General features: G+C 52.4%; 15 protein-coding genes and 1 other RNA gene. 4 read left to right on the top strand and 12 right to left on the bottom strand.

The features are described from left to right. Positions 1–114: 114 nt before the first annotated feature. Genes NG42_RS17260 through NG42_RS17235 form a run of 6 tightly spaced genes read right to left on the bottom strand, consistent with a single transcriptional unit; the run spans position 115 to position 4079 of the window. Positions 115–2430: a primase-like DNA-binding domain-containing protein gene (locus tag NG42_RS17260; protein WP_052901382.1), complete on the bottom strand. Its 2316-nt coding sequence runs from the start codon at positions 2428–2430 to the stop codon at positions 115–117. 14 nt (positions 2431–2444) lie between these two features. Next, complete coding sequence (locus NG42_RS17255; RefSeq protein WP_052901379.1) at positions 2445–2786, bottom strand: DUF5375 family protein; 342 nt, start codon at positions 2784–2786, stop codon at positions 2445–2447. Then, positions 2773–3039: a hypothetical protein gene (locus NG42_RS22160; RefSeq protein WP_034896822.1), complete on the bottom strand. Its 267-nt coding sequence runs from the start codon at positions 3037–3039 to the stop codon at positions 2773–2775. Before NG42_RS22160 ends, NG42_RS17255 begins: the two co-directional genes overlap by 14 nt. Next, complete coding sequence (locus NG42_RS17245) at positions 3036–3563, bottom strand: host cell division inhibitor Icd-like protein (RefSeq protein ID WP_052901373.1); 528 nt, start codon at positions 3561–3563, stop codon at positions 3036–3038. The genes NG42_RS22160 and NG42_RS17245 overlap by 4 nt, the downstream gene beginning before the upstream one ends. Before the next feature lie 13 nt (positions 3564–3576). After that, on the bottom strand, positions 3577–3825 hold the full coding sequence (locus NG42_RS17240) for a hypothetical protein (protein WP_052901370.1): 249 nt from the start codon (positions 3823–3825) through the stop codon (positions 3577–3579). Further along, the gene (locus tag NG42_RS17235) at positions 3822–4079 is read right to left on the bottom strand and encodes a helix-turn-helix transcriptional regulator (protein ID WP_052901367.1); all 258 of its coding nucleotides are present in this window, start codon (positions 4077–4079) and stop codon (positions 3822–3824) included. Before NG42_RS17235 ends, NG42_RS17240 begins: the two co-directional genes overlap by 4 nt. A gap of 593 nt (positions 4080–4672) precedes the next feature. On the opposite strand from NG42_RS17235, the gene NG42_RS17230 reads away from it, so the two are divergent. After that, positions 4673–5317 carry a hypothetical protein gene (locus NG42_RS17230; protein ID WP_241488371.1) on the top strand — a complete coding sequence of 215 codons (645 nt, stop codon included), beginning with the start codon at positions 4673–4675 and terminating at the stop codon, positions 5315–5317. Then, the gene (locus tag NG42_RS17225) at positions 5314–5565 is read left to right on the top strand and encodes an ogr/Delta-like zinc finger family protein (RefSeq protein ID WP_052901360.1); all 252 of its coding nucleotides are present in this window, start codon (positions 5314–5316) and stop codon (positions 5563–5565) included. The genes NG42_RS17230 and NG42_RS17225 overlap by 4 nt, the downstream gene beginning before the upstream one ends. Positions 5566–5858: 293 nt before the next feature. Here NG42_RS17225 and NG42_RS17220 read toward each other — a convergent pair whose 3' ends face one another. The 3 genes from NG42_RS17220 to smpB all read right to left on the bottom strand — a co-directional run bounded on the left by NG42_RS17220 (position 5859) and on the right by smpB (position 8137). Continuing rightward, positions 5859–7049: an integrase domain-containing protein gene (locus tag NG42_RS17220; protein ID WP_052901357.1), complete on the bottom strand. Its 1191-nt coding sequence runs from the start codon at positions 7047–7049 to the stop codon at positions 5859–5861. A 192-nt stretch (positions 7050–7241) separates the two neighbouring features. Further along, positions 7242–7605, bottom strand: a transfer-messenger RNA (tmRNA) gene (gene ssrA / locus NG42_RS22155). 49 nt (positions 7606–7654) lie between these two features. Then, complete coding sequence (gene smpB, locus NG42_RS17215; protein ID WP_052901354.1) at positions 7655–8137, bottom strand: SsrA-binding protein SmpB; 483 nt, start codon at positions 8135–8137, stop codon at positions 7655–7657. 159 nt (positions 8138–8296) lie between these two features. Between smpB and NG42_RS17210 the strand changes: the two genes are divergently transcribed. Both NG42_RS17210 and NG42_RS17205 read left to right on the top strand, forming a co-directional pair. Continuing rightward, complete coding sequence (locus tag NG42_RS17210; protein WP_052901351.1) at positions 8297–8731, top strand: type II toxin-antitoxin system RatA family toxin; 435 nt, start codon at positions 8297–8299, stop codon at positions 8729–8731. Further along, the gene (locus NG42_RS17205; protein ID WP_052901347.1) at positions 8724–9011 is read left to right on the top strand and encodes an RnfH family protein; all 288 of its coding nucleotides are present in this window, start codon (positions 8724–8726) and stop codon (positions 9009–9011) included. The genes NG42_RS17210 and NG42_RS17205 overlap by 8 nt, the downstream gene beginning before the upstream one ends. A 42-nt stretch (positions 9012–9053) precedes the next feature. On the opposite strand, the gene bamE is transcribed toward NG42_RS17205, so the two are convergent. The 3 genes from bamE to nadK form a co-directional block, all read right to left on the bottom strand. Then, positions 9054–9401 (bottom strand): outer membrane protein assembly factor BamE, encoded by a 348-nt coding sequence (gene bamE, locus NG42_RS17200; RefSeq protein ID WP_052901345.1) that lies wholly within the window; start codon positions 9399–9401, stop codon positions 9054–9056. Between the two features lie 177 nt (positions 9402–9578). Beyond that, entirely contained in the window at positions 9579–11240 is a 1662-nt protein-coding gene (gene recN / locus NG42_RS17195) for a DNA repair protein RecN (protein WP_052901342.1), read from the bottom strand. A gap of 87 nt (positions 11241–11327) precedes the next feature. Continuing rightward, positions 11328–12206 carry an NAD(+) kinase gene (nadK, locus tag NG42_RS17190; protein WP_052901339.1) on the bottom strand — a complete coding sequence of 293 codons (879 nt, stop codon included), beginning with the start codon at positions 12204–12206 and terminating at the stop codon, positions 11328–11330. Positions 12207–12236: the final 30 nt, after the last annotated feature.

Here is a 12236-nt window from a genome sequence, read left to right as displayed (position 1 = left end):
TCTCACTTAATTGGTCGCACAATCAGTAGATCATAAATCTCTATGCCTGTCCTGTTTCCCCGCCCATTACTGGGGATTCCTCAGGGCCTAAGCCGGTTTGCGGGGATGATGTTATTAGACGCTACATGCTGGCAGCCAATCTGCCTCGCTATCCTCATGCAGCGTGAGATTAGTTTGAATGCCGTTATTAGTGCGGCGCTTTAGCAGTACGCGCTCATACTCTTTCAACGTTTGCGGTACCGCCTGGCCAAAAGCTGTCAGGCTGAGCGGGTGCTGATGCCCGCGCGATTCCATAAATGACAGATACGCGTGATAGAGATAGCGCTTTGGGTTAATCGGGCGAATGTTGGCATTGCCGATAAACAGCCCATTCGGCGTGCTCAGCGGCATCAGGTAGCCACAGAAATCGACCAGCGGATCGGCCTGTCGCTTTACCTCCAGTGCTTCGCCGGATGATTGCTGCGCCTGTAACAGCTCGCGCGCTTCATCAGGTAACGCGAAGCGCTGCATCAAATGACGAACAATCACGGCCAGTTCGTTGCTGATTTTATCCAACAGCTTTGGGTCGCGCACTTTTGCCGGTATTACTTCCGGGAACGTCAGGATCACCCGGCGACGTGATACTCCGCCGCTGCGATCGCTGAAACGCATTGGATTGTTGTTCACCGCCAGAATCACCGCCGGAATATGGGTTGAATAGGCGTCGCGATACTTGGGATCGATGGCGACCGCATCACCGCCGGTAATCGCCTTAATGCCCGCGCCGTCCCCGCTCCATTTCTCCTGATCGGGCAGAATAATCAGCGAGAATCCGACCACGCTGGCGCGTTCGCGCGATGATTCCAGCGTGTCGATGGTGGCTGACGTGGTGTTATCGCGGCCAGCGAGTAGCGTAGCGATCGAGGCTAATACGCTTTTCCCGCTTCCACCTGGACCGGTTACCTCCAGGAACATCTGCCAGTCATAGCGGTTTGCCAGCACCATAAATAACGCCGCGAGGATACGCTCCTGCTTGTCGTCATTATGTCCGGCCGCCCGCGTTAACCAGCGGTAAAAGTTAGGGGCGTGGTCTGCGAGATTTTCGCCGGAACGCGGCACTGAGTAGTCAACGCTGTTTACCGTGCGTAGCCAGTTCTCACGGCGATGCGGGCTGAATGTGCCGTTAGTCGTATCAAATACGCCGTTTCGGAAACCAATCAGGCGGCGTGCCGGTTCGCCCATCTGCGGAACCATCAGTTTGAGCGTATCGAGCACGCTGCCGATTCCGGCCGCTGAAAACGGTGCGCGTACCTTCTGAAACAGCGCGGCGATTTCACGGCGCAGCATCTGCACGGGCATCACCTGCCATGCGCCGTTCTCATAGCGGCAGATTTCCTCCCCGACGGGCGGCACTGCCAGCGCCTGCCCGTAGTGATCGACCAGCAGCTCCGCCTTTTCACTGGCGCTCATGGCTTTAAGGTCTGCCTCGCTTACCGACTCAAACGGGCTTGGCTTATGAGGCTGAGTGAAGGCGGTGAGAAGCGCCTGTGTCGTGATGTCGCCCTGAGCCTGCCAGACGTCGTTCCAGTCACCGGTTTCTGGCGGTAAAGCGGCTTTCCCCTTACAGGCTTTTGCAGCTTCATCTGCCTTTAACTGGCCTGTGCCGTTGTCGTCGCGATCGGCGGCAATCAGTATCAGCGCATCTGGATTTACTTTACGCAGTTGTACGGCAAGTGACGGCAGATTATTCGCGCTGAGCGCAATATAAACCGGCTGCCCGGTCAGGCGCTGAACTGTCAGGCCGGTTGCGTAGCCCTCGGTGAGCCACAGCGTTTTGCTGTTAGGTTCGCCCGCAAGGTAATAAGCGCCTTTCACCTGTCCGCCGGGCAGGGTGCGCTTGTCGCCAGCTGCGCTGATAAGCTGAATATTGACGGCATTACCGGTTTCATCGGTCAGCGGGACCAGCAGATCACCGGCCATAAAGCTGACCCCACCGCAGCGCAGCCCGTCAGCGAGCGTTAACGCGTGGGTGCTGTGCAGCCCTTTTGACAGTAAGTAGGCGTTATCCGTGCAGCTGACGGCACCGGCGATCAGTTTCTGCGCCCGTGCGGCGGCATTGGATTGCGCACCGGCATTCGCTTCTGTTTTCACCGGTACAACTTTTGATGCCGGTGGCAACGCGTCAAGCATATCGGCGATTTTAAGCGCTGCCTCTTTGGCGCTGACGTCGAGCGCTTTTTCTACAAGATTCAGGCCGTCACCGGCTCCGCACTGATTACAGTGCCACGTCCCGCGACCGTCCTGATTATCAAAGCGGAAACGATCTTTGCCGCCGCAAACCGGGCATGCGCCGTGTCTGCCGCTGGCGTGAATGCTGATGCCGAGCGCGGGCAGCAGTTGCGGCCAGAATCCGGCGGCCGCTTTTACCGTGTCAGAGACAATGTGTTTCATCTGCTGGAGCTCCCTCAGTGCAATGTGGCGCGGCGAGTCGCGGCAAGCTGGCTGCAAAACAGCTCATCCATCATCGTTGCGCCGAGACGGGTCAGGCGAGGCGGCGCGGTCAGCAGGTCAGGCTCAACCATATCGCCCAGCATGGTGCAGGCCATTTCCATCCCGGCTTCTGTGCCGTGGCGACGCACGTAGAATCCTTCCAGCTCAAGCGCGATAGTCATCTGTAATTCGTCGAGCGTTGCCGAAACGGTGATGCCCAGTGTTTTGCAGGCGTTGATATAACCCTGCGCCAGTGCGCGACGATATACAGCAGTGCGGACTTCAACAGGTAAGCAGGAATTATTAGCGGTCATCATGGCGAGCCTCCGTGGCAAGAATCAGGGAATCACAGGTTTCAACGACTTTACCGAGCTGATCGGTGAGAAGGGCAACGACAGAGGCCAGCGCGGCGCTGTCTGGTACGCAGCTTTGAGCGCTGAGGCAATGAACAGAATCGAACATATCAAGCACTGTTACGCCGACGGAATGAGCATGCAGCAGGCGCAGATAATCAGCGTGCGGAATTGAATAGGTGCTGTTGCTGTTGGTGCGAGCGGCAAGAGTATTCATGCAGCCACCGCCTGTACCGGCACGCGGCCAGCGAAGCACAAAACATAATCACGAACGAAGTTTGCACGAGCTGTGCGCTCGTCTTCTGCCGCAAAGCGCAGCATGCAAGGACGTGCAGCGCGATCAGTGCGGCGCACGGCGGCGAAAATAAAGGTGAATTTGGGGCGAGCGATAGTTAGAACCGTTGCCATGATGACAGTCTCCAATGAGTAGCGGTTAACGCCACCACCGGAGCTGCAAATCTCATGGGTGGTGACCCGAACGGGGTTTGCAGTACCGGCCTCAATGGATACCGGCCAGCCCGAAGGCTGCCCCGCCCGAGCCACCATTTTTTGACAGAGACTGCGGATAAAGAACCACAGCCCGAAAAATAGGTATGCCTGAGCAATGACACAAAAAAACACGCATGGCGCGTGTTGTGTCGCCATTGAGTTACACGGGCTGCAAATCCCGGCTACCGATTTTGCGGCAGCGCGAAAACTGTATAACGGTCGCTCGTCAGAGAAAAGGCTTTTTTTGTTCATCTGGGCTTTTTTCCTAGCAATCGGTCAGGACTTGATCGGACTGCTGCGGATTTGATCGGCGTTTGCTGTCAGCTTTGCCCGTTATGTGATTTTTTGACTGAGCTTTGTTGCCCAGAACCGAAATATGGCCGTGCATCCCGCTGTTAAAAGATGGTGAGGTTGGTGATTTATTACTGAGCGCGCTTGTGAGGCTTTCAGCGATGAAGGTTGCTTCATCTTTGGTCAACGGGAATGAGCGGGTGTCGAAATTGAGTGTGATCATGCTGTACCTCCAGCGCGATGAGCGATACGCGACTGCATCCAGCCGTCTATCTCTGATGCCAGCCATGCAACGTTTTTTCCACCGAGGGAAATCTGCGATGGAAACTGCTCACGGCTGATTAAGTCATAAATAGTTGAGCGGGACAGGCCGCAGGTGTTGATCACTTCTGGTAGGCGCATAAAGCGATCGCGGGGGTAGGAAACATCACCAGTGTTAGGCGTTGTTGGGGTTGAAGCGGATGAAACTGCGTGCATGGTGTTACCTCATAATGAGTCCGGCCGGTGCTGCCCGGTTCCGGGTGTGTCTTCAGGTAACTCCCTATTTTGAGAATATTTTATCTAATGTAAACAACCCCTTGTTTGCTGATAAATGAGCAAAATTCAGCTCTGTTCTATCCTGTTACACCCTGTTTGCCAATGTTTACCAGTGTTTGCCTTTTAATAGCTAATGCTAATTAAAGTGAGTTAATTAATAGGAATAAATTCTATTAATAGCTAGCCAGAAAAAGGCTGCTATTAGAAAGGCAGTGAAGACCAGTGAACACTGAGTGAAGACTAAACATGTAACTATTCATCTCTTTATTTACTGTATTTACTATCTTTTTTACTCTAGTGAACAGTAGTGAATAGTATTATAAGAACTAAAAGCCTTTGAGGAATGTTCCAGCCACAATTTTGGGTTTCTTTGCTGAGCGACAGGCAGAAAGCAATGAAATGATTTGTCCGTTGGTGCACGACAGAATGTCCTCATCCTTTACAGATGATGCGAGACAAAGGTGAACACAACGGAAAACAAATCAGCCTCACTAATTCGATTTGAAAAAGCGCGAACGGAACATACTGAACAGATGACGGCATTTAATGGTGTTGTCGCTAACATCACCCGTTGCGAAAAAGAGCGTCAGGCCGCTATCGAGGCGGGTAAGGAAGCTGAGAGTAACTGGCGCACTAATTTTCGAAAATTGCGGGGTAATCTCACGGAGGAACTTCGCGCCGAACACACTCAGCGTATAGCCAATCGAGAACTGGCCGATGAGTTTGCGGGATTGTTGAAAGAACTGGAGCTGGATAAGCAGTATGCCGTGCTGTGCTGTTGTACCAGTGGTAAAAAATACGTAGAAGCACATCAAACTGCTTTTACTGAGTTTGCTGACTCTCATTGGGAATCGGCAATGCGCAACGTTAGCCCTTCGTTGCTATGGGCGATCAAGTTGCGCATCCAGCGCGAAAAAATTGCCTCAACCTTTGTCGGAGACGATCGCGACCCGATCAGCGATATCGCTGGGCTTGTAGGAGAAGCCTTGACGCGAGCTGCGGCCGCGCTACCTGAAAGTGTTTTAAATGAAGCTCCATTACTGGAATCTATCGGTGTCCGTCGTCCGGCTCTAACGGGTGTTGATATGGATCTTTATTCGCGTCCTTTACGCCGTCAGAAGCTGGCGGAATCAATCAGGGAGCAGCGTTTAAAACTTCAGGAGGGCGACCAGCAATGATGCACTGCCCTTACTGCAAAAGCCCGGCGCACGCTAAATCCAGCCGCTATATGTCCGAGCAGGTAAAAGAGCGTTACCACCAGTGCACGAATCTGGATTGCTCCTGCACGTTCAAAACGAACGAAAGCATCACGAAAGTCATAACCTCGCCGCCACCGCCGGAAACAGTTGAGGAAGTTGCGCCGATACCGGTTAAAGAACGGCAGACGTTAGGCCGATATGGCTCATCATTTCGAATCACTCATTAATCCCTACAGCCGCTTATCACATAGCGGCATTTTTATGTCCGATATTTGCATTTCGAAAGCCTTTTTTCTGGCAAGCCGCTTTGTAAAGAGCCGTGCATGCATAGAGTGCATGGATTCGCATGCAAAACCATGCGTCAGCGGGATGCGTTGAGGCCAGACAGGGCGCGGATTCAATAGCTTTATGCACCTGCATGAAAAGCGGAGCATAAAGCGGGCAGGCGTGGCGGGGATAGCATTGCGCGCTGGCCTCTTTATGTGATTCCTGAGCGCAATTGGCTTCCCTTCGTGTTGGGCTAACTTTTATAAGTAAATGTGCCCCACCAACTCATCATGTCTTTACGTTGTTCGAGATAAGTAGAGCGGTTGTAGGCTCGCCTGACTTCGTTTTTATCGCTATGTGCAAGTGCTGACTCGATAACATCAGGATTAAAACTGGCTTCATTGAGCGCTGTGCTCGCTATGGAGCGTAGACCATGAGCAACCAACTTACCGCCATAACCTATTCGCTTTAATGCCGCATTCGCAGTTTGGCTATTCATTGGCTCTTTGGGATTGTTTCGACTTGGAAAAACATATTGTCGGTTAGCACTGATAGGCCGCATAACCTCAAGAATATCTAGAGCTTGTTTCGATAAAGGAACGACATGTTCGCGCTTGGCCTTCATGCGCTCCGCTGGAATAACCCATAGGTTTAAATCGAAGTCGATTTCAGTCCACTTAGTACCAGAGGCTTCTGATGGTCTTACAAGCGTAAGAAGTTGCCACTCAATTAAACAGCGAGTAGTGATTGAGAGATTGGACATCACCAATGAACGCATTAGCTTTGGCAGTTCTTCCGGTCGTAATGTTGGCATGTTCTGTTTTTTTGGCTTTTCGAAAGCCATACCAACGCCCGAAGCAGGGTTAGCATCAATCAACCCAGTGTTGACTGCATAAATCATGATCTCGTTAATGCGCTGAACCAGACGGCGAACTGTCTCAAGCGCGCCGCGAGCCTTAATCGGCTCCAGTGATTCAACAATCGTTCTGGCCTTGAGTGCCTGAACAGGAATTTCACCGATAGCAGGGAAAACATCCTTCTCCAGCGATCGCCAAATATCCTTCGCGTAGCCCTCAGTGACGCTTTTGCTTTTAAGCTGGAACCACCTTGCGGCCACAATTGAAAAAATGCTATCCAGCTCGATTTGGCGTTGTTCCGATACTTCCTCTTGCTGCTTCTGCGGGTCAATCCCTTGCGCAAGCATCGAAAGATATTGGTCACGCATTTGGCGTGCGACAGCGAGCGTTAGGGCAGGGTAAGAGCCAAGGCTGAGATTTGTGCGACTGCTGCTATTTGGCCGCTGATAGCGAAAACGCCACAGCTTCTTACCTGATGTTTTGACGAGTAGGAAAAGCCCGTCGCCATCGTGCAGTGTGAAGTCTTTCTCTTGAGGCTTAGCTTTGAGGATTTCGTTATTGGTGAGGGGGCGTGTCATCCGCGCCATGACTGGTTTCCGTCCATAATTGGTACACGTTTTTGGTACACATTATAACGTGTACCAATTCGTGTACCAATTATCTCTGGATTCAGTCGGATCGTCTCGGAAGATTACAGACACAAAAAAGCCCGCAGGGCTTGTGCCGTGCGGGCTTCCAGGACTTCTACGGATGACTCTGGAATCATCTTCGAAGGATTTTGGTGGAGCTGGCGGGAGTTGAACCCGCGTCCGAAATTACTACACCGTCGGCACTACATGCTTAGTCCAATCTTTACATTCGCTTGTCAGCTGCGGATGGACACGCCACTAACAAACTAGCCTGATTAGATTTAACGCTTCAACCCCAGGCAGGATATTCACGCGATCTCTTTTGGATTTGACCTCTCTTGATCCCCGTCCTAAGAGCGGAGGCTAGGGAGAGAGGGCTCTGAGCAGGTTATTAAGCTGCTAGTGCGTAGTTTTCGTCGTTTGCGACTATTTTTTTGCGGCTTTTAACGAGGCAAACCGCCCCTCGGCATGCTCCTTGGGCTTCGCAAATCCCGTCGAATCCAGAATCAGCCCCAAGTACTGTGAAGCAGTATATCAGAAAAAGCAGGCGCTACACCAGAGGGTTAGCGATTTGCGTGTTTCATAATACGTGCTTTGTCTAACTTCCATTCGCGATCTTTGATGTCATCGCGCTTGTCGTGCTCTCTCTTACCCTTCGCCACGCCGATTTTCAGCTTGGCCCAGGCATTTTTCCAGTACAAAGAGAGCGCAACGACCGTATAGCCTTCGCGATTGACGCGGCCATACAGTGAATCCAGCTCGCGCTGTTTCAGCAGCAGCTTACGGCTGCGGGTTGGGTCACAGACCACGTGCGAAGATGCCACGCTCAGGGCCTGGAATGTTGAGCCAAACAGATAAGCCTCTCCATCGCGTAGCAGGATATAGCTGTCGCTGATGTTAGCCTTACCGGCGCGGAGTGATTTGACTTCCCATCCTTGTAACGAAAGTCCTGCCTCGAACTCTTCTTCAATGAAGTATTCATGGCGGGCACGTTTGTTCATGGCAATGGTAGCGGAACCGGGTTTATTTGCTTTTTTCTTTGTCATAGTGCGGCTTAGTCTACATCAAGCAGTGAATAATGGCATCCCCTGACCAAAACCAGTCGAGGAAATGCGCTATTTTAGCACGCCATTGGCGGTAGAGAATTTTTGTTTGATCGCCGGGAATGATATTATTTACATGTTTTGAGATTAACAGGAATCGTTATGGCCCAGATTAGCCGTTCAGCACTTGTGCCCTATAGCGCTGAGCAAATGTACCAGTTAGTGAATGATGTCGATGCCTATCCCGAATTTCTACCGGGCTGCACCGGCAGCCGCGTGCTGGAATCCGGTGATCATCAGATGACGGCAGCGGTTGATGTGTCTAAAGCGGGCATCAGTAAGACCTTTGTTACCCGCAATACGCTGACTGATAATCAGAGTATTCATATGCAACTGGTGGACGGGCCATTTCGCAAGCTGACCGGCGGCTGGCGCTTCACTTCGCTCAGCGAAGATGCCTGCAAGGTTGAACTCAACCTTGAATTTGAATTCACCAATATGCTGGTTGAGCTGGCTTTTGGCCGCGTCTTTAAAGAGCTGGCCAGCAGCATGGTGCAGGCCTTTACCCAGCGGGCGAAAGAGGTTTATCGTGCCTGATATTGCTGTTGAAGTGGTGTATGCGCTGCCGGAAAAGCAGTATCAGCATTCGGTAAGGCTGACCGAAGGCAGTACGGTAGAGCAGGCGATTCAGGCATCAGGCATTCTTGAGCTGCGTCGCGATATCGATCTTAGCGAAAACAAAGTCGGCATCTTTAGCCGGCCGGTTAAACTGGCCGATGAGGTGCATGATGGCGATCGTATTGAGATTTATCGGCCATTGATCGCCGATCCCAAAGAACTACGACGCCAGCGAGCGGAACGTGCAGCAAAAAAATAAAGGCGCCGGTTGAGCGCCTTTTTTTTAACTCGCAGCTGACAATCAGTCTTTAGACGTGGTCAGCTTCGGCTTGTTATCAATGTTGGTCAGCGTACCGTTGCTGTCAAATGTCAGCGTCAGGGTTTGCTGCTTGACCGGCTCGTGGCCTGGCTGTTCACGGAACACGTAATACCAGGTATTGCTGCCAAACGGATCGCGCATCATCGGGGTACCCAGCGTGTAAGCAACCTGCTGTTGCGTCATGCCGGTATGAATTTTTGATACATCGTTAGCAACCAGGTAGTTACCCTGGTTGATGTCTGGACGGTAAACCACTCGCTCCAGAGTGGAACAGCCAGCGGTCATCATCAGAAGTACCACTGCAGCAGCAGTCAGCGTTTTACAGCGCATTAATTGATTCCTTATTGGGGCTTGACGCCTTGCATGAGGCGACTTCACCCGGGTCACTAAGCCTTTTTAAGCTCTGGTTTCGCACATCGATAAGTTGCCGATGATAATAAACCTTACCGCAGTTTGAAACCTTTACAGAGCAAGCTTATGACCACAGGAATGTAAAAAAGTGCTGGGTCAGGCCGCTAAAAGCTCTTTTGCGTTTGCCAGGGTATTGCGTGTGACCTCGCTTCCACCCAGTAAACGCGCCAGTTCCTGCAGACGTGCACGTTTATCCAGCGCCTGCATATGGGTTTCTGTTACTGCACCATCAGTTTCTTTACTGACAAAGAAATGATGATGGCCGCAACCGGCAACCTGCGGCAAATGCGTCACACACATTACCTGAGTCGAGTCACCAAGCTGACGCAGCATCTTGCCCACAACCGCAGCGGTAGGTCCACTGATTCCGACATCCACCTCATCGAAAATCAGTGCCGGCGTATCCATTTTCTGGGCGGTAATCACCTGAATAGCCAGCGCAATACGCGAAAGCTCACCGCCGGACGCCACTTTCGCCAGCGGTTGCAACGGCTGACCCGGGTTAGTGCTGACGCGAAAATCGATGCGGTCAGCGCCTTCGGCGGTCAGTTGCTCCGGGTTGAACTGGACATCAATCGCCAGTTTACCGTGCGGCATCGACAGGGCATGCATACTTTCAGTAATCAGCTGGCTGAGTTCACTGGCAAAATGTGCGCGGCGCTGATGCAGTTGCTGCGCCATTTCCAGCGCGGCCTGATGGTGCAGGGTGACCGCGCCGGACAGCTCTTCCTGATCGCTTTCCTGCTGCGACAACTGTTGCTGCTCGGCCAGCAGCTGCTGATGGAACACCGGCAGCTCTTCCGGCGAGACATGATGTTTGCGCGCCAGGTTAATCTGACGTGATAAGCGCTGTTCCAGTTCATACAGACGATTAGGATCGAGATCGAGGCGGTCACAGTAATGACGCAGTTCGTCGCTGGCTTCACTGATTTGAATCGCCGCTTCTTCCAGCATAGTGAACACGCCGCTCAGTTTGTCATCCATGCTAATTAATTCCCCCATCATCTGACGGGCGTTATACAGCTGACTTTGCAGGTTGCTGTCATCGCCGTCGGCCAGCAGTTGCAGGGTTTGCTGACTGACAGACAACAGCTGGCCGCTATTGGCTAAGCGCTTGTACTCTTCATCGATATTTTCATACTCACCGGCTACTGGCGCGAATTCATTCAGCTCTTTCAGCTGATATTGCAGCAGTTCACGACGAGCTTCGCGTTCCTGCGCCAGCTGCTGATGACGTGCCAGTTCCCGGCAGCTCTGATGCCACAGGCGATAACGTGCCGCCATGGCTTGCGTCAGCAGGCTCTCATCGGCATAAGCATCCAGCAGATGTTTCTGATGGTCGGGTTTAAGCAGCAGCTGATGGGCGTGCTGACCATGAATCTGAATCAGCAACTGACCGAGGTCACGCAGCTGGGAGAGGGGCACGGAGGTGCCATTGATAAAGCCACGGGAGCGACCATCGCTGCTGATCACCCGGCGCAGCAGGCATTCATGGCCTTCATCCAGCTGATTTTCTTCCAGCCAGCGCTGCGCTGAGGGGGTGTCTTTAAGTGAGAAGCGCGCACAGATATCTGCACGCGCCGCCTCCTGGCGCACCATATCTGCTTCGGCACGACCACCCAGGCAGAGACCAAGCGCATCGATGGCAATCGATTTACCTGCGCCGGTCTCACCGGTAATCGCCGTCATGCCACGTTGAAAATCAATCTCCAGCTCACGAACGATAGCAAAGTTACTGATGGTCAGTTGTGCCAGCATAATTATTTTCCTGTATACAAACACAGATATGGGTTTCCATACAGTATAAACTGGTTTTATATACAGTAAAGTAGCTGGCAACGATTTTTAGAACAATTTTTTCGACCAGCCAAGTTTTGAGCTAAGTGTATTGAAATAGCTGTAGTTTTTAGGGTGTATTAAGTTAAGGCGATAGTCGCTGCGGCGAATCAGCACATCTTCCCCTTCCTGAATCGGCAAGGCAATCTGGCTGTCACAGCTAATCTCCAGGTCGCTGCGCATATGGGAAAAACGCAGGCGGATAGTGCTGCTGCTGTTGATCACCAACGGGCGCGCCGAGAGGGTATGCGGAAACATCGGCACCAGCGCAATGGCTTCCAGTGACGGGGTTAAAATCGGGCCGCCCGCCGAAAGCGAATAGGCGGTGGAGCCGGTTGGCGTCGAGATAATCAGGCCATCCGAGCGCTGCGAGAAAGCGAAGTTTTCATCAATATAAACTTCGAACTCAATCATATGCGCTACTTTACCCGGATGCAGCACCACTTCATTAATCGCGGTGCCGATGCGCGGAGCGTTATCTTTTCTGCATACCTGCGCTTCCAGCAGAAAGCGGCTTTCGACGATATACTGGCCTTCAAGCACATCGGCGAGCTGTTGCTGGGCGTTATCCGGATCGAGATCGGTGAGAAATCCTAAGTTGCCGCGATTTATGCCGATCACTTTGATGTCGTATCGCGCCAGTACCCGTGCAGCACCCAGCATATTGCCGTCGCCGCCGACTACTACCGCCAGATCGGCGCGTTGACCGATTTCCGCCAGCGTGCCGGTTTCCACATCCTGTAGCGCCAGTTCACGGGCAATCTGCTGCTCGATTATCACTTCATAGCCTTTTGCCGTGAGCCAGCGATAGAGCATTTCATGCGTCGTCAGAGCGGTTGGATGGCGCGGATGGCCGACAATTCCAATGCAGTTGAAATGTTTGTTCATTATGCTGGTATTCCTCTTGGGGATATTCTG

The sequence above is a fragment of the Winslowiella iniecta genome (assembly GCF_001267535.1).
Taxonomy (GTDB): domain Bacteria; phylum Pseudomonadota; class Gammaproteobacteria; order Enterobacterales; family Enterobacteriaceae; genus Erwinia; species Erwinia iniecta.
The sequence above is the reverse complement of the archived record's forward strand: the minus strand, read 5'-3'. Positions and strand labels throughout refer to the sequence as shown.